The sequence below is a fragment of the Pseudomonas sp. IT-P253 genome (assembly GCF_949768125.1).
Lineage (GTDB): Bacteria > Pseudomonadota > Gammaproteobacteria > Pseudomonadales > Pseudomonadaceae > Aquipseudomonas.
In genome coordinates, this window is record NZ_CATKPT010000007.1 from 64,733 (window position 1) to 81,320 (window position 16,588).

The window sequence follows — 16,588 nt, forward strand, 5'->3', positions numbered from 1 at the left end:
GAGAGTGAACTTATGAGCTTGAATCCTAGAGACGTCGTGATTGTCGACTTCGGTCGTACTCCGATGGGCCGCTCCAAGGGCGGCATGCACCGCAACACCCGCGCTGAAGATATGTCGGCGCACCTGATCAGCAAATTACTGGAACGCAACGTCAAGGTTGACCCGAGCGAAGTCGAAGACGTGATCTGGGGCTGTGTAAACCAGACCCTGGAACAGGGCTGGAACATCGCTCGCATGGCGTCCCTGATGACTCAGATCCCGCACACTGCCGCCGGCCAGACCGTCAGCCGTTTGTGTGGCTCGTCGATGAGCGCCCTGCACACTGCCGCGCAAGCGATCATGACCGGCAACGGTGACGTATTCGTGGTGGGCGGCGTCGAGCATATGGGTCACGTGAGCATGATGCACGGTGTCGATCCGAACCCGCACATGTCGCTGTACGCGGCGAAAGCCTCGGGCATGATGGGCCTGACCGCTGAAATGCTGGGCAAAATGCACGGCATCACTCGCGAACAACAGGACGCTTTCGGCGTGCGCTCCCACCAGCTTGCTCATAAGGCGACTGTGGAAGGCAAGTTCAAAGACGAAATCATCCCGATGCAGGGCTACGACGAGAACGGTTTCCTGAAACTGTTCGACTACGACGAAACCATTCGTCCGGAAACCACCCTGGAAAGCCTGGCGGCATTGAAGCCAGCGTTTAACCCGAAGGGCGGCACCGTGACAGCCGGTACTTCGTCGCAGATCACTGACGGTGCTTCGTGCATGATCGTGATGTCGGCGCAGCGCGCACAGGACTTGGGCATCCAGCCTATGGCGGTGATTCGTTCGATGGCAGTGGCAGGTGTGGATCCGGCAATCATGGGCTATGGTCCAGTACCGGCCACACAAAAAGCATTGAAGCGCGCGGGTCTTGGCATTAACGATATCGACTTCTTCGAGCTCAACGAAGCTTTCGCTGCACAGGCCCTGCCAGTGCTGAAAGATCTGAAAGTGCTCGACAAGATGAACGAGAAGGTTAACCTGCACGGCGGCGCGATCGCCCTGGGTCACCCATTCGGTTGCTCCGGTGCGCGAATCTCCGGCACTTTGCTGAACGTGATGAAGCAAAATGGCGGTACCTTCGGGGTAGCCACCATGTGCATTGGTCTCGGCCAAGGCATCTCCACCGTCTTCGAACGCGTTTAAGCGTTCCGTTGATGGAAGCCGGGGCCAAGTGCCCCGGTTTTTGTTTTTCTGAATTTTTTTATTTTTTATTTGTGTGAGGGCCAAACCATGCCGATACAACCTGGGCTCTATCAACATTACAAAGGTCCGCAGTACCGCGTATTCAGTGTTGCGCGGCATTCGGAAACCGAAGAGGAAGTGGTCTTCTACCAAGCCCTGTATGGCGATTACGGCTTTTGGGTACGCCCCTTGAGCATGTTCCTGGAGTCGGTCGAAGTTGACGGCGAACAGGTGCCACGCTTTGCTTTGGTGCAAGCCGAACCGAGTCTTTTTACCCAGCCATAAGCTGAGTGCGCGCCGAACCCTGCGCTTGACCTCACCTTGTAGCCACTATATATAGCGGTGCCGCGTCAGGCGCCAACCGCCTTTCACTTCTAGAATTCAGGAATTTTCTGATCCATGGGCAAATCGCTGGTCATTGTGGAATCCCCGGCTAAGGCCAAGACCATCAACAAGTATCTGGGTAACCAATACGTGGTGAAGTCGAGTATCGGCCATATCCGAGACCTGCCCACCAGCGGTTCGGCTAGCGCCAGCAAAGAGCCAGCCGCCAAGCGCGGCAAGGCCGCCGCGGGTGAAGGTCCGGTGCTCACGCCGAAAGAGAAAGCGCGCAAGCAGCTGGTCTCGCGCATGGGTGTCGATCCCGATCATGGCTGGAAAGCCAAGTACGAGATCCTCCCGGGCAAGGAAAAGGTCATCGAAGAGCTGCGCCGGCTCGCCAAAGATGCTGACACCATCTATCTCGCAACCGACTTGGATCGCGAGGGGGAAGCCATTGCCTGGCACCTGCGCGAAGCCATTGGTGGTGACGACAGCCGCTATAAGCGCGTGGTGTTCAACGAAATCACCAAGAAGGCGATCCAGGAAGCCTTCTCCAAACCCGGCGAACTGGACATCGATCGCGTAAACGCCCAGCAGGCGCGTCGCTTCCTCGACCGCGTGGTGGGTTACATGGTTTCGCCGCTGCTGTGGGCCAAGATCGCCCGTGGCCTTTCCGCTGGTCGCGTGCAATCGGTTGCCGTGAAGCTGGTGGTGGAGCGTGAGCGCGAAATTCGTGCGTTCAACCCGGAAGAATACTGGGAAGTCCACGCCGATCTCGGCAGCGCCAAGGGCGCCACCGTGCGCTTTGACGTGGCTCGTGAGAAAGGCGAAGCCTTCAAGCCGCTGAACGAGGCCCAGGCCATGGCCGCGCTGGAGAAGCTCAAGGCTTCCAGCTACAGCATCGTCAAACGCGAAGACAAACCGACCAGCAGCAAGCCGTCGGCACCGTTCATTACTTCCACGTTGCAACAGGCCGCGAGCAACCGTCTGGGCTTCGGCGTGAAGAAAACCATGATGATGGCCCAGCGTTTGTATGAAGCCGGCTACATCACCTATATGCGTACCGACTCCACCAACCTCTCGGTTGACGCCGTGGCGATGGCGCGTACTTACATTGAAGGCGAGTTCGGCAAGAAGTACCTGCCGGAAACCCCGAACGTCTACAGCAGCAAGGAAGGCGCACAAGAGGCTCACGAAGCGATTCGTCCGTCCGACGCCAACACAGAGCCAAGCAAGCTGTCGGGCATGGAGCGCGATGCAGAGCGGCTCTACGAGCTGATCTGGCGCCAGTTCCTGGCTTGCCAGATGCTGCCAGCTCAATACCTGTCGACCACCGTCACCGTGGGTGCCGGCGACTTCGAATTGCGCGCCAAGGGCCGCATCCTGAAGTTCGACGGTTACACCCGCGTCATGCCGCAAATCACCAAGCCAGGCGACGACGACGTGCTGCCGGACATGGCCCAGGGCGACGCGATGAAGCTGATCAAGCTTGATCCGACCCAGCACTTCACCAAGCCGCCAGCGCGTTACTCGGAAGCCAGCCTGGTCAAGGAAATGGAAAAGCGCGGCATTGGTCGTCCTTCGACCTACGCTGCGATCATTTCGACCATCCAGGACCGCGGCTACGTGGCGCTGCACAACCGTCGTTTCTATTCGGAAAAGATGGGTGACATCGTCACCGAGCGCCTGGCCGAGAGCTTCTCCAACCTGATGGACTACGGCTTCACTGCCGGCATGGAAGAGAACCTCGATGACGTGGCCCAGGGCGAACGCGACTGGAAAAACGTGCTGGACGAGTTCTACGGTGACTTCAAGAAGAAGCTGGAAGTAGCCGAAAGCGCCGAAGGCGGCATGCGCGCCAACCAGCCGGTGATGACTGACATTCCGTGTGTGGTGTGCGGTCGTCCGATGCAGATTCGTACTGCATCGACCGGTGTGTTCCTTGGCTGCTCGGGCTACAGCCTGCCGCCGAAGGAACGCTGCAAGGCCACCGTTAACCTGGTGCCGGGCGATGAAATCGCCGCGGACGACGAGGGTGAGTCTGAATCGCTGGTGCTGCGTGGCAAGCACCGTTGCCCGATTTGCAGCACCGCGATGGACGCTTATCTGCTCGACGAGAAGCGCAAGCTGCACATCTGCGGTAACAACCCGGATTGCTCGGGTTACGAAATCGAAGAGGGCACCTATCGTATCAAGGGCTACGAAGGTCCGAGCCTGGAGTGCGACAAGTGCGGCAGCGAGATGCAACTCAAGACCGGCCGTTTCGGCAAGTTCTTCGGTTGCACCAACGCGACCTGCAAGAACACTCGCAAACTGCTGAAAAGCGGTGACGCGGCGCCGCCGAAAATGGACCCGGTGAAGATGCCTGAGCTGAAGTGCGAAAAGGTCAACGACACCTACATCCTGCGCGACGGTGCTTCCGGCCTGTTCCTGGCGGCCAGCCAGTTCCCGAAAAACCGTGAGACCCGTGCCCCGTTGGTCATGGAAATTGTGCCGCACAAGGACGAGATCGATCCGAAGTACCACTTCCTCTGCGACGCGCCGAAGAAAGATCCGGACGGCCTCCCGGCAGTGATCCGTTACAGCCGCAAGACCAAAGAGCAATACGTGCAGACAGAAGTCGAGGGCAAACCGACTGGCTGGAAGGCGTATTACGACGGTGGCAAGTGGACGGTTGAAGACAAGCGTCCGGCGAAGGCCGCCAAGGCTTAAGCAGGTGCTGGTGTAAAAAGGCCGCATGACAACCCCAGGGTTCTCATGCGGCCTTTTTGTTTTGTTTCGTTCTACCCCTGTAGGAGCGAGCTCGCTCGCGATGGTTGTTAACGATAACGCGTGCTTTCTGGATATACGCGGCGCTCTGTAGTCCATCGCGAGCAAGCTCTCTCCTACAGGGGGGGGCACGTGTAAACCTGTTTCAGGGTTAGACAGTACTTGCGGGAAGTTGAGGTGATCCACGACACTGTCTTATCTGTGTGAAGCACCTATTTCGTAGTGGAGGCTGCCGTCATGGCCTACGAACTCTATACCCGTACCAACCAGAAGCTTTATTTCGCTGGCCTGTCGCTGGAGGCGCTCGCCAAAGCCGAAGAGGGGCGGGCGATGAACTCTCTGGCGCTGATTCAGGCCGGGCGTGAATCAGCGTTGTTTCACCTGTACGGTGCGTTGCTGGGGCTGTGCCATGAAATCGCCGGCTTCTATCGCTTGCCTCAAGCCAATGCGCCTCGGGCCGAGATGCTGCTGACCCGCGAGGTGCTGGAAGCCATCGCCATTCCCGAGATGGCCGAGATGGTTGAGTTGGCTAACAATCCGGAAACCTGGCTGGCCAAGCTGTTGGCGGCCCATGCCGCACTGTTTCAGCCGCCTCGCGCTCCACACAAACCCAAGGGTGACGTGACGCAGCCGCTGATTCTGGCTGTTAACCTGGATGAGGAAGAGGCAACTGAGGAGTTGAGCCGGAGCGAGCTGGAGAGTTGGCGCCAGAATCTGAAAGGGTTGGCGATTCGGTTTCGCGAAGGCCTGAACGAGTGCTGATTTCGGTCATCCAGTGGTGTGATTAAGAACGCTGCTGGTCAAGATCCCGAGCGAAGCCTGAACGATGCCTATATAATCCCCGCCTTTCGTGGAGAACAGACCTTTATGCCAACGTCCTTTCTAGAAATTGTCGAGTTACCAGACGGTCGTATCGAGTTGCGCAGGGCTGAGGACGAGGGTTCTCTGGTTACCTTGGATTTCTCCAAGGATGCCAAAGCGTTCCTGCAAGGCCAGCACGTGGAAGTCGCCAAGGCGATGTTGAGCGTCGGTGTGCAGATGGCGGGACGTCTGGTGGAAGGCGAATTCAACACGGAAGAAGGTGCGCGGGTTCTTCATTGATCCCCGTCCGTCGGTTTCTGCGGATACCGCTACAGATCGGCTTCTCTATCCTTGGAGAAGCCCTGCGCTGTTCCAGGCGCATATTGTGTGTCAGTTAACCCAGTCGAATATTTAAGCTTTGTGCGTCCCCGGTGCGGGCGGCGCTGATCAATTGTTGCCGTGAAGTTGTGCTCAGTGGATTGAGCCAGCTGACGACTGTATGGCTGCGGCCCAGGCGCAAGGCTTCGCAAGTCAATTGCTGGGCGCTTTGAGTGCCGCGCGGTTGCAGCAGCAAGATGCCTTCACGGTTCAGGCCGGCGTCCCTCAGCCAAGCCTGGGTCAGGCTGGCGGGCGGGGCGATCAGTGTCAGCCAGCGCGCATCCTGATCCTGGCTCAATTCCCTGAGGATCGGCGCCAGAAGGTTCAGGCAGTTCCCGGTCGCACCACGCAGTGACAGCTCACTGAAAACTTCAGGTTCGGCGCTCCAGGGCGACTCGATCACGTCTTTCAGGATGGGCGCCAACGGCTGCGCCATAAATGCCTCAAACAACGGCAGTTGGGCTTGCTGTGGTGTGTGTGGGAACTGCATAAAGCCTCCTTTAGCGGCGAATGACGCCGACACTCAAGCCTTCGATCACCAGTTCCTGATCTTTCAGGTTCACTTCGATAGGGGCGAATTCCGGGTTTTCGGCAATCAACCAGACTTTGCTGCCATCGCGCTTGAAGCGCTTGACGGTCACTTCGTCACCGATTCGCGCCACCACGATTTGACCGTTGCGGGCTTCGCGGGTGGTGTGGACGGCCAACAGGTCACCGTCAAAGATGCCCACGTCCTTCATGCTCATGCCATGAACCCGCAGCAGGTAATCAGCGCGAGGATGGAAGAAGGTCGGGTTGATGTTGCAGGATTCTTCAATGTGCTGTTGGGCGAGAATCGGCGCACCGGCGGCCACTCGGCCAATGATCGGCAGGGTGGATTCGTCGGCCTTGGCTTCAAAGCCGGGAATGCGAATTCCGCGGGAGGCGCCAGGCGTCATTTCGATCGCCCCCTTGCGGGCCAGCGCCTTGAGGTGTTCTTCCGCCGCGTTGGGCGACTTGAAACCCAGCTCTTGAGCGATTTCCGCCCGGGTCGGCGGGTAGCCGTTGTCATCTAGGCAGCGTTTGATGAAGGCCAGAATCTCTGCTTGGCGTGGCGTCAGCTTTAGCATATTGATCGCTCTGTCTTTTTATACAGTGACTGGGATTATATACAGTGAAAGCGTCTTGGCAATGCCCCTTTTTTTGCCTGCCGCCGGACGGTCGATCAACCTGCTGATTTATGCTTCGCAGTTGTATGGTTAAATAGCTGACCGACCATTCCCGAAACGAACCGCCAGGCCTTGACAAGGCTAAGGCTGAAACGTATGTTTCAAACAAGTGTTTGTCAGGCGGAGTAGTCATGGCCCAGTCGGAAACCGTTGAACGTATTCTTGATGCTGCCGAGCAGTTGTTCGCGGAAAAAGGTTTCGCTGAAACCTCGTTACGTCTGATCACCAGCAAGGCCGGTGTCAATCTGGCGGCGGTGAACTATCACTTCGGATCGAAGAAGGCGCTGATTCAGGCCGTCTTCTCGCGCTTTCTCGGACCGTTTTGCCTCAGTCTCGATAAAGAACTGGAGCGGCGTCAGGCCAAGCCCGAGAACAAGCCGACACTTGAAGAACTGCTGGAAATCCTCGTCGAACAAGCCCTGGTGGTGCAGCCACGCAGCGGTAATGATCTGTCCATTTTCATGCGTTTGCTGGGGCTGGCCTTCAGTCAGAGCCAAGGTCACTTGCGTCGTTATCTGGAAGACATGTACGGCAAGGTGTTCCGTCGCTACATGATGCTTGTCAATGAAGCCGCACCGCGTATTCCACCGATCGAACTGTTCTGGCGCGTGCATTTCATGCTCGGTGCCGCTGCATTCAGCATGTCCGGTATCAAGGCGTTGCGCGCGATTGCCGAGACCGATTTCGGGGTCAACACGTCCATCGAGCAAGTGATGCGACTGATGGTGCCGTTCCTGGCCGCTGGCATGCGCGCCGAAACCGGCGTTACCGATACGGCCATGGCCACCGCGCAGTTGCGTCCGCGCAGCAAGTCGACCCCGGTAGCCGCCAAGGTTTAACCGCACGCGGGTGGGCGCGACAGCTTACATCCGCTAAGCTAGCCGCCCATGCCGACTCTCGTTCTGAACCCGTTCCCCATTTATAGCGCCGACCTGCCGGGCAAAGCCCTTGGCCGCGAGCGCGTGCGAGCCGGGTTTATCGTTATCAAGGAATCTCTATGACTGCTGGCCTGCAAGGCTCGTTGATGGTGGATGTCGCCGGTACCTGGCTGACGGCCGAAGATCGCCAATTGTTGCGTCAGCCCGAAGTGGGCGGCCTGATCATTTTTGCCCGCAACATCGAACATCCACGCCAGGTGCGTGAGTTGAGCGCCGCGATCCGTGCCGTCCGTCCTGATCTGCTGTTGGCGGTGGACCAGGAGGGGGGCCGAGTTCAGCGTCTGCGGCAGGGTTTCGTCCGGTTGCCCGCCATGCGCGCCATCGCTGACAACCTGAATGCTGAATACCTGGCCGAGCAGTGCGGCTGGATCATGGCGACAGAGGTGCTGGCCGTCGGTCTCGACTTGAGTTTCGCTCCGGTGCTGGATCTGGATTACCAGCGCAGCGCAGTGGTCGGCACGCGCTCCTTCGAAGGTGACCCCGAGCGCGCAGCGTTGCTCGCCGGTGCCTTTATCCGCGGTATGAACAGCGCTGGCATGGCGGCCACCGGCAAGCACTTCCCGGGGCACGGCTGGGCCGAGGCGGATTCTCACGTTGCAATCCCGAATGACGAACGCAGCCTTGACGAAATCCGTGCCAAAGATCTGGTGCCGTTCGCCCGACTGAGCAAGCAACTGGCCGCCGTCATGCCCGCCCATGTCATTTATCCACAGGTCGACTCCCAACCAGCCGGGTTCTCTCGTCGCTGGTTGCAGGACATCTTGCGCGGCGAGTTGCAGTTCGACGGCGTGATTTTCAGCGACGACCTGTCAATGGCCGGTGCCCATGTGGTTGGTGATGCCGCCAGCCGAATCGAAGCGGCGCTGACGGCCGGTTGCGACATGGGCCTGGTGTGCAACGATCGTGCGGCCGCGGAGTTGGCCCTGAGCGCTGCCCAGCGCCTGAGGGTGAAACCGTCCGAGCGCATTGCGCGGATGCGCGGCCAGTCGTACGCCAGCACTGAGTACCGACAAGACCCGCGCTGGCTCACCGCTATTGGCGCACTCAAAGAAGCTCAACTGATTGAATAAGGACTCTTCGTTATGACGGTTTACGCGATTATCGGTGGCACCGGCCTGACTCAACTCGAAGGCCTCGACATTCGTCAGTCGTTGGCGGTAGACACGCCCTACGGCACGCCTTCAGCCGAGGTGCTGATCGGTGAATACGCCGGCAAGGAAGTGCTGTTCCTGGCGCGTCACGGCCATCCACATCGTTTCCCGCCGCATCAAGTGAATTACCGCGCCAACCTCTGGGCGCTGAAACAGGCGGGTGCCGAAGCGATTCTGGCGGTCAATGCGGTGGGTGGGATTCATGCCGCGATGGGGACGGGTCATTTCTGCGTACCGCATCAGCTGATCGACTACACCAGCGGTCGCGACCACACCTATTTCGCCGACGACCTGGAACAGGTCACTCACATCGACTTTAGCTATCCCTACAGCGAGCCACTGCGTCAGCAATTGATCGCGGCGCTGGCGGCTGAAGGCGTGGGCTACAGCAGTCATGGTGTGTATGCCTGCACACAAGGCCCACGGCTGGAAACCGTTGCTGAAATCGCGCGACTGGAGCGTGACGGTTGCGACATCGTTGGCATGACCGGCATGCCGGAAGCGGCATTGGCGCGTGAGCTGGAACTGGATTACGCCTGCCTGGCGCTGGTGGTGAACCCGGCGGCGGGCAAGTCGACGGCGGTGATTACCATGGCCGAGATCGAGCAGGCGTTGCATGACGGGATGGGCAAGGTGAAGTCGACGTTGGCGCGGGTGCTTAAGGGCTGAGTCAGCCTTGAGGCCGAGTCGCTCCCTTCGCGGGCAAGCCTCGCTCCTACAGGTTTTATGTGGTCGCCGATGCCGTCAACGACACCAAACCTGTAGGAGCGAGGCTTGCCCGCGAAGGCAATCTACCCGGCATCGAGTCTCTCAGCGCTTCTCCAACTTATCCGGTAACGGCGCAAACAACGCCTCAATATCATCACTCTGCAACTTCCAGTCCCCGGTCTTGCGTCCATCCAGCACGCCGGCCGCCAGGTCAGACTTTTCCTTCTGCAGGTGCTGAATCTTCTCTTCCACCGTGCCGCGGGCAATCATCTTGTAAACGAACACCGGTTTCTCCTGACCAATGCGATACGCCCGGTCGGTTGCCTGGTTCTCCGTCGCGGGGTTCCACCACGGATCGTAATGAATCACCGTGTCCGCTTCAGTCAGGTTCAGCCCGACACCCCCCGCCTTCAAACTGATCAGAAAGATCTGACGCTTGCCGCTCTGAAAGTCTTTTACCGGCGCGCGTCGGTCGCGGGTTTGTCCGGTCAACAACGCATATTCAACACCGCGCTTCTTCAGTTCGATTTCAATTAGCGCGAGCATTGAAGTGAACTGCGAGAACAGCAGAATCCGCCGGCCCTCTTCGAACAATTCATCCAGCATTTCCATCAGGCTATCGAGCTTGCCCGATGCGCTGCCGCGAGCCGGCAGCGCGGCCTCGTTGACCAGGCGCAAGTCGCAGCACACCTGGCGCAGTTTCAGCAACGCCTCAAGAATGATGATCTGGCTGCGGGCCACACCCTTGCGGGTGATCTCGTCACGGACTTTCTTGTCCATGGCCAGGCGCATGGTTTCGTACACGTCGCGTTGGGCTTCATTGAGCTCGACCCAATGGATGATCTCGGTCTTCGGCGGCAGCTCGGTGGCCACTTGTTCTTTGGTACGACGCAACAGGAAGGGTTTGATCCGACCGTTGAGGTGCTGAAGCCTGACTTCGCTGGCACGCTTTTCGATGGGGACACGGTAATCGCGATTGAAGCTTTTCACGTCGCCGAGCCAACCGGGCAGCAGGAAGTGAAACAGCGACCATAGCTCTCCCAGGTGGTTTTCCAGCGGCGTACCACTCAGGCACAGGCGCTGGCGGGCATTAAGCTCGCGGGCGGCCTGGGCGGCCTTGCTGTTAGGGTTCTTGATGTACTGCGCTTCATCCAGAACCAGCACGTGCAACGGCTGTGCGGCCAGACGTTCGACGTCTTTGGGCAGCAGCGCATAGGTGGTCAGGATCAGGTCGTAATCAGCCAGATTACTGAAGTGTTTTTTGCGAGTGGCACCGTACAGCGCCAGCACGTTGAGTTGCGGTGTGAAATGCGCCGCTTCATCCAGCCAGTTGGGGATCAGGCTGGTGGGCATCACCACCATGCACGGCCGATCGAGGCGTCCGGCATTCTTCTCGCTGAGAATATGCGCCAGGGTTTGCAGGGTTTTACCCAGGCCCATATCGTCCGCGAGGATCCCGCCGACTTCCAGTTGCCGCAACGATTGCATCCAGCTCAGCCCTTCCAGCTGATACGGACGCAACGTGGCGTTCAAGCCTTCCGGTGCGGCAGTGGTGAAGTCTTTAATGTCTCGCAGGCGCTGGGCGAAGGTGCGGATCTGTTCGCCACCTTCCCAAAGGAGCGGCATGTCTTCCAGTGGGTTCAGGCGCGTGGCGTCAGCCTTGCTCAGGCGCAACGTGGTTTCGCCGGGCCCTTGCAGATAGAACTCGCCGAGGGTCGCCAGCACCGGTTTCAAACGGCCGAAGGGCAGGGCGACCTGTAATGGACCGTGGTCGGAGTTCGGGCGGTTGGGGATGTTCACCAGGATCAACTCGTCGTCGCGCCGTCGGGCCAGACGTTCCGGGTTGAGGATTTCGGTGTGGGAACGCATCAGGTTCAACAGGATCGGCAATAGACTCAGCCGCTCACCGTTGACGATGATCCCCAGCTCCAGATCAAACCAGTCGCGCTCCGGAGCCTGTTCGACCGTGGCGTACCAGTCATCCACGGCGGTCAGGTCGAAACCGAATTCCTCGTCGATCTGAAGCTCCCAGCCTTGGGTGCGCAGTTTCGGCAGCTCATTGAGGGTAAACGTCAGCCAGGCGCTGTCATTGACCATCTCGAAGAGCTCGCCGGCACTTTCCGGCAAGGCTTTGCTTTGCCGGGTGGCGATTTTGAAACCGAGAATTCGCAGCTGTTCCCTGTAGGCCTGTTCGACTTCCGGATGACGTTTTATCCGCAGCGTCTGGGTTTCCTGACGGATCAGGACGTCGGCGTTCTTCTGCCCGCAAACGTATTCATCCAGATAGCTGAAGGACAGCGCTGCGCGATGCTGGATGTAGCGTTGCATCTTGCCGTTGCGTGGTTCGAAGGCGCTGAACTCGATGCTCGCCAGCCACAGGCGCGGCACCGGTTGCACGTTATCCACCAGCACTTGCGGCGGCGCCTTGGGACTACGGTTTTCCAGCACGGCCTGGAGCTTTTCCAGCAGCTCGGCGTCTTGGACGGCGGCGGGATAAGCCAGGGTTTCCTGAACTTTTAGCAGCACCGCCGCGCAATGCTTGCAGTTGCTGTGGACCGGGCAGGTGCAGCTGGCGTCGACCATCAGCAAGGTGGCTTTGGCTGACTCGCGCAGGCGAATGGTCTGACGGTAAACGTTACCGCCAGAGCCTTCGCAGACAGCAATGATAGTGGCGTCGCCGGCCTCGACGATCCTGACGCGGTTCTCCAGCGCGTAGCGACGGCCACGCTCCAGGCTCTGTTCCTTGAATCGGCTGACCCAGGAAGGTGCCAGGGGTTTGCTCAGGGTCGCAGGCATAAGGACTTCAATCAGTCCGGAATTTCATCGGGGACTGGCCGAGGCGCAGGGACGGTCAGCGAAGTGATCTTGATCAGCAGGCCCAAGTGGCCATTGTCGAGGAAGTTCAACTGGCCGTTCTTGGTGTGGCTTTCCTGCTTCAGGCGTTCGCTGGCGGTAACCATGCCGTTGGCGTCGAACTGGTTGACCCAGAAATCGGCGTCGACGTCGGTGAAGCGTCCCAGTTTCAGGTTCAACGTGCCCTCGATCGGAAATTGGCCGTATTGCTCTTTGCCCTCGGTGATCGCAACTTTGCTGGCGGTTTCACCGAGGGTCTGTTGCCAGGCCTTATGCAGTAACACGGTGTAGTCGGGGCTGGTGGTGAGTTTTTCCGCTTCGCCATTGAGGCTCGGCGTGCGCAGGCTGTTGGGGTTGATGCGCTGCGCACCCGTGGCCCAGTCTTCCGGTGCGGCGCGGCTGACGATGGCGGGCACGGTATTTTGGCGGACCAGGATCATTTCAACCTGATACAAATCATCGGCAAACACCGAGGGTGCAACCAGGGTGATCAGCAAGGTCAGCGAGCGAAACAGGCGCATGCGGCGTCCTTCAAGCAGTTTTCGGAATGAGGCGCTCGAACAGCGCCTCTACAGTATTAAAGCGCTCTTCCGAGCGCTCCATCGGCACCTGGAATTTAAACATCGTGGCGCCTTCGAATTTGTAGCGTTTGGGTTGGCTCTGGATCAGCTTGATCAGCGTCAACGGGTCGACCGGGGTTTGCGCCGCGAACTCGATTCGCCCCCCTTGCGGACCGCCATCGACCTTCTTGATGCCCAGCAGCTCGGCCTGCAACTTCAGCGCGGTGATGCGCATCAGGTTCTTGGTCGGCTCCGGCAGCAGGCCGAAACGGTCGATCATCTCCACTTGCAGGTCCTTGAGGCCTTCCTCATCGGTGGCCGAGGCAATGCGTTTGTAGAGAATCAGTCGGGCATGAACGTCCGGCAGATAGTCTTCGGGAATCAGCGCCGGTACGCGCAGATTGACTTCCGGACCACCGCCCAGCGGCTGATCGAGGTTCGGTTGTTCGCCCTTGCGGATCGACTTCACCGCACGCTCGAGCATCTCCATATAGAGCGTGAAACCGACAGCCTGGATTTGTCCGCTCTGTCCGTCGCCAAGTAATTCGCCGGCGCCACGGATTTCCAGGTCGTTGGTGGCAAGCACGAAGCCCGCGCCGAGGTCCTGGGTGTTGGCGATCGCTTCCAGACGCTTTTCCGCATCCGGTGTGATTTGCTGGCGCGGCGGCGTCAGCAGATAAGCGTATGCCTGGTGGTGACTGCGACCGACACGGCCACGCAACTGGTGCAGTTGCGCCAGGCCGAATTTGTCGGCGCGCTCGATGATGATGGTGTTGGCGCTCGGTACGTCGATGCCGGTCTCGATGATGGTCGACGCGATCAGGACGTTGAAGCGCTTGTGATAGAAGTCGCTCATCACCTGTTCGAGATCGCGTTCGCGCATCTGCCCGTGGCCGATGCCGATCCGCGCCTCGGGCACCAGTTCGGCGAGGTCGGCGGCGCATTTCTCGATGGTCTTCACATCGTTGTGCAGGTAATAGACCTGGCCACCACGGAGCAACTCACGAAGCAGGGCCTCTTTGACCGTGCTTTTGTTTTGCTCCATGACGAAGGTCCGCACCGACAGCCGACGAGCCGGTGGCGTGGCAATGATCGACAGGTCGCGCATGCCTGACACCGCCATGTTAAGCGTGCGCGGAATCGGTGTGGCGGTCAGGGTCAGAATGTCGACTTCACTGCGCAGTGCCTTGAGCTGCTCCTTTTGACGGACACCAAAACGGTGCTCTTCGTCGATGATCACCAGCCCGAGGTTTTTGATCTTCACGTCGTCCTGCAACAGTTTGTGCGTGCCGATGACAATGTCGATCTTGCCTTCGGCGAGGTCCGCGACCGCCGCGTTGACTTCCTTGGTCGACTTGAACCGGCTCATCACTTCCACGGTCACCGGCCAGTCGGCAAAGCGATCGCGAAAACTGTTGTAGTGTTGCTGGGCGAGCAGGGTGGTCGGCACCAGAATGGCCACCTGACGACCGCCATGCACGGCAATGAACGCCGCGCGCATCGCCACTTCGGTCTTGCCAAAGCCGACGTCGCCGCAGACCAGCCGGTCCATCGGTTTCGGTGCGAGCATGTCGGCGCGTACCGCTTCGATGGTGGTTTGCTGGTCCGGGGTTTCTTCAAACGGGAAGCCGGCGCTGAAGGTCGCGTAATCGGCTTTCGGGTCGGCGAAGGCATAGCCCTCACGGGCGGCACGGCGGGCATAGATGTCGAGCAACTCGGCGGCGACATCGCGCACTTGTTCGGCGGCTTTGCGCTTGGCTTTCTGCCAGGTCTCGGAGCCGAGGCGGTGCAGCGGGGCCAGGGCATCGTCGCTGCCGGTGTAACGGGCGATCAAATGCAGGTTGGCCACCGGCACGTAAAGCTTGGCGTTTTCTGCGTATTCGAGGGTCAGGAATTCGGCGGCCTGACTGTCGATCTCCAGAATCGTAAGTCCGAGATAACGCCCGACACCGTGATCGATGTGCACCACCGGCGCGCCTTCGCGCAGCTCGGTGAGGTTCTTGATCACGGCATCGTTGTTGGCATCGGCGCGCTTTTCGCGGCGCCGGCGCTGCATGACCCGCTGACCGAATAACGGACTTTCGGCAACCAGCGCCAGCGACGGATCGTCGAGCACCAGGCCTTCGTCGAGCGGGGCGATGGTGATAGCCAGGCGCTCTTTGCTCGCGACAAAATCCGGCCAGCTGTCGACGGTTTTCGGTCGCAGCTTCAGGCGTTCGAGCAATTCCAGCAGCACTTCACGACGGCCCGCCGACTCGGCGGTAAACAGCACGCGACCGGGAAACTCGTCGAGGAAGCTGGCCAGCGCCGCCAATGGCTGAGTGGCCTTGGCTTCGATGGCCAGGTTCGGCAGTTCCCGCGCCGGGAAGCGTTCGCGGCCGAAACCGGTTTCCACGTCCTGTTGACTGGCAACCACCCGTGGCCAGTTCTTCAGGCGAGCGAAGCAGTCTTCCACCGGCAGGAACAACTCGGCGGGTGGCAATAAAGGACGGGCCGGATCGACGCGGCGTTCTTCATAACGATTGCGCACGTCGTTCCAGAAATTCTCCGCCGCCAGTTCGATGCCGGGCAGGGAAAACACTTGCGTGTCCTGGGGTAAGTAATCGAAGAGCGTCGAAGTTTCGTCGAAGAACAGCGGCAGGTAGTACTCGATACCGGCCGGTGTAATCCCGCTGCTCAAATCCTGAAAGATCGGGCAGCGACGGAAGTCGACATCGAAACGCTCACGGAAACGCGCCTTGAAGCGGGTCACCGCATCTTTTTGCAGCGGAAACTCACGCGCGGGCAGCAGGCGGACGGTGTCCACTTTGTCGATGGAGCGCTGGTTTTCCGGATCGAATGTACGAAGGGTCTCGATTTCGTCGTCGAACAGGTCGATCCGGAAGGGTAATTTGCTGCCCATCGGGAAGAGGTCGATCAGCGAGCCGCGCACGGTGAATTCGCCGTGCTCGTAAACCGTATCGACGTAGCGATAGCCGCTGGCTTCAAGCCGGGTGCGCATTTGCTCGACATCGAGTTTCTGGCCGACGTCCAGCACGAGGCTGCTGCCGAGCAGGAATTTGGTTGGCGCCAGGCGATGCAGGGCCGTGGTGATCGGCACCACCAACACGCCATGACTGAGCTCCGGCAACCGATAAAGGGCCGAGATGCGCTGAGAAATGATGTCCTGGTGCGGTGAAAACAGGTCGTACGGCAAGGTTTCCCAGTCCGGGAAATGCAGCACTGGCAAATCCGGGGCGAAGAAACTCAGCTCCTGTTCCAGCCGTTCGGCGCTTTGGCTGTCGGCGGTCAGCAGCAGGGTAAAGCGCTTGGCAGCGCTGGCGGCCTCGGCGATGGCCAGGCTCAGGGCGGCACCGGGCAAATTGCCCCAGTGCTGTTTACCTGCCGCGGCAGGGAGAAGCGGTAGACGCAGAACGGGCACGGAAGGTTGAGCTCCAAGCGTTGCGACAAAGTCGGTAATTGTAGCGGCCTCGGGTGCCGCCTGTCAGTTGCAGACTGTGTCTATTACGCAGGTTGGGCGAAATGTAGTGGTAAAGACAAAAACTGGCGGTTTTTGAGCGGGAATTACTGAATATGTAGTGGCAAAATGAGTGAGTGTTACGGAGGGTTACGGACAAGATGGCGTTGTTTCTAGAAAAATGACTGTGCTGGAAGCCCCGGTTTTATTGGGCTTG

At 59.3% G+C, this 16,588-nt stretch carries 13 protein-coding genes; 8 read left to right on the top strand and 5 right to left on the bottom strand.

Annotation, left to right across the window (positions count from 1 at the left end; genetic code table 11):
• The first annotated feature begins 12 nt into the window (after positions 1-12).
• The 5 genes from fadA to ACM6IR_RS04005 all read left to right on the top strand — a co-directional run bounded on the left by fadA (position 13) and on the right by ACM6IR_RS04005 (position 5,418).
• On the top strand, positions 13-1,188 hold the full coding sequence (fadA, locus tag ACM6IR_RS03985; protein WP_201118219.1) for an acetyl-CoA C-acyltransferase FadA: 1,176 nt from the start codon (positions 13-15) through the stop codon (positions 1,186-1,188).
• A gap of 87 nt (positions 1,189-1,275) precedes the next feature.
• Entirely contained in the window at positions 1,276-1,512 is a 237-nt protein-coding gene (locus ACM6IR_RS03990; RefSeq protein WP_108219232.1) for a DUF1653 domain-containing protein, read from the top strand.
• A gap of 114 nt (positions 1,513-1,626) precedes the next feature.
• Complete coding sequence (gene topA / locus ACM6IR_RS03995) at positions 1,627-4,260, top strand: type I DNA topoisomerase (protein ID WP_414906488.1); 2,634 nt, start codon at positions 1,627-1,629, stop codon at positions 4,258-4,260.
• 294 nt (positions 4,261-4,554) lie between these two features.
• A complete protein-coding gene (locus ACM6IR_RS04000) occupies positions 4,555-5,079 on the top strand; it encodes a DUF6586 family protein (protein WP_414906489.1) in 525 nt (174 codons plus the stop codon).
• Positions 5,080-5,184: 105 nt separating this feature from the next.
• Positions 5,185-5,418 carry a hypothetical protein gene (locus ACM6IR_RS04005; protein WP_414906490.1) on the top strand — a complete coding sequence of 78 codons (234 nt, stop codon included), beginning with the start codon at positions 5,185-5,187 and terminating at the stop codon, positions 5,416-5,418.
• Positions 5,419-5,512: 94 nt separating this feature from the next.
• Here ACM6IR_RS04005 and sulA read toward each other — a convergent pair whose 3' ends face one another.
• On the bottom strand, positions 5,513-5,986 hold the full coding sequence (gene sulA, locus ACM6IR_RS04010; protein WP_414906491.1) for an SOS-induced cell division inhibitor SulA: 474 nt from the start codon (positions 5,984-5,986) through the stop codon (positions 5,513-5,515).
• A gap of 10 nt (positions 5,987-5,996) precedes the next feature.
• Positions 5,997-6,605: a transcriptional repressor LexA gene (lexA, locus tag ACM6IR_RS04015; protein WP_092270751.1), complete on the bottom strand. Its 609-nt coding sequence runs from the start codon at positions 6,603-6,605 to the stop codon at positions 5,997-5,999.
• A gap of 230 nt (positions 6,606-6,835) precedes the next feature.
• Between lexA and ACM6IR_RS04020 the strand changes: the two genes are divergently transcribed.
• The 3 genes from ACM6IR_RS04020 (at position 6,836) to ACM6IR_RS04030 (ending at position 9,462) form a co-directional block, all read left to right on the top strand.
• On the top strand, positions 6,836-7,543 hold the full coding sequence (locus ACM6IR_RS04020; protein ID WP_007933170.1) for a TetR/AcrR family transcriptional regulator: 708 nt from the start codon (positions 6,836-6,838) through the stop codon (positions 7,541-7,543).
• A gap of 158 nt (positions 7,544-7,701) precedes the next feature.
• The gene (nagZ, locus tag ACM6IR_RS04025; RefSeq protein ID WP_414906492.1) at positions 7,702-8,712 is read left to right on the top strand and encodes a beta-N-acetylhexosaminidase; all 1,011 of its coding nucleotides are present in this window, start codon (positions 7,702-7,704) and stop codon (positions 8,710-8,712) included.
• A gap of 12 nt (positions 8,713-8,724) precedes the next feature.
• Positions 8,725-9,462 (top strand): S-methyl-5'-thioinosine phosphorylase, encoded by a 738-nt coding sequence (locus tag ACM6IR_RS04030; RefSeq protein ID WP_414906493.1) that lies wholly within the window; start codon positions 8,725-8,727, stop codon positions 9,460-9,462.
• A gap of 141 nt (positions 9,463-9,603) precedes the next feature.
• On the opposite strand, the gene ACM6IR_RS04035 is transcribed toward ACM6IR_RS04030, so the two are convergent.
• From ACM6IR_RS04035 to mfd, 3 genes are read right to left on the bottom strand one after another with little or no spacing between them, the layout of a single operon-like run.
• Positions 9,604-12,297, bottom strand: a complete 2,694-nt coding sequence (locus ACM6IR_RS04035) for a DEAD/DEAH box helicase (RefSeq protein WP_414906494.1) — start codon at positions 12,295-12,297, stop codon at positions 9,604-9,606.
• Between the two features lie 11 nt (positions 12,298-12,308).
• Positions 12,309-12,875 carry a CsiV family protein gene (locus tag ACM6IR_RS04040; protein WP_414906495.1) on the bottom strand — a complete coding sequence of 189 codons (567 nt, stop codon included), beginning with the start codon at positions 12,873-12,875 and terminating at the stop codon, positions 12,309-12,311.
• 10 nt (positions 12,876-12,885) lie between these two features.
• Positions 12,886-16,335 (bottom strand): transcription-repair coupling factor, encoded by a 3,450-nt coding sequence (mfd, locus tag ACM6IR_RS04045; protein WP_414906496.1) that lies wholly within the window; start codon positions 16,333-16,335, stop codon positions 12,886-12,888.
• Between the last annotated feature and the right edge of the window lie 253 nt (positions 16,336-16,588).

What these genes read in the sequence shown, in the direction of transcription:
- ACM6IR_RS03990 (WP_108219232.1), top strand. Translation starts at nt 1,276, where the DNA reads ATGCCGATACAACCTGGGCTCTATCAACATTACAAAGGTCCGCAGTAC.
- lexA (WP_092270751.1), bottom strand. Translation starts at nt 6,605, where the DNA reads ATGCTAAAGCTGACGCCACGCCAAGCAGAGATTCTGGCCTTCATCAAA.
- sulA (WP_414906491.1), bottom strand. Translation starts at nt 5,986, where the DNA reads ATGCAGTTCCCACACACACCACAGCAAGCCCAACTGCCGTTGTTTGAG.
- fadA (WP_201118219.1), top strand. Translation starts at nt 13, where the DNA reads ATGAGCTTGAATCCTAGAGACGTCGTGATTGTCGACTTCGGTCGTACT.
- ACM6IR_RS04035 (WP_414906494.1), bottom strand. Translation starts at nt 12,297, where the DNA reads ATGCCTGCGACCCTGAGCAAACCCCTGGCACCTTCCTGGGTCAGCCGA.
- ACM6IR_RS04020 (WP_007933170.1), top strand. Translation starts at nt 6,836, where the DNA reads ATGGCCCAGTCGGAAACCGTTGAACGTATTCTTGATGCTGCCGAGCAG.
- ACM6IR_RS04040 (WP_414906495.1), bottom strand. Translation starts at nt 12,875, where the DNA reads ATGCGCCTGTTTCGCTCGCTGACCTTGCTGATCACCCTGGTTGCACCC.
- topA (WP_414906488.1), top strand. Translation starts at nt 1,627, where the DNA reads ATGGGCAAATCGCTGGTCATTGTGGAATCCCCGGCTAAGGCCAAGACC.
- nagZ (WP_414906492.1), top strand. Translation starts at nt 7,702, where the DNA reads ATGACTGCTGGCCTGCAAGGCTCGTTGATGGTGGATGTCGCCGGTACC.
- ACM6IR_RS04030 (WP_414906493.1), top strand. Translation starts at nt 8,725, where the DNA reads ATGACGGTTTACGCGATTATCGGTGGCACCGGCCTGACTCAACTCGAA.
- ACM6IR_RS04005 (WP_414906490.1), top strand. Translation starts at nt 5,185, where the DNA reads ATGCCAACGTCCTTTCTAGAAATTGTCGAGTTACCAGACGGTCGTATC.
- ACM6IR_RS04000 (WP_414906489.1), top strand. Translation starts at nt 4,555, where the DNA reads ATGGCCTACGAACTCTATACCCGTACCAACCAGAAGCTTTATTTCGCT.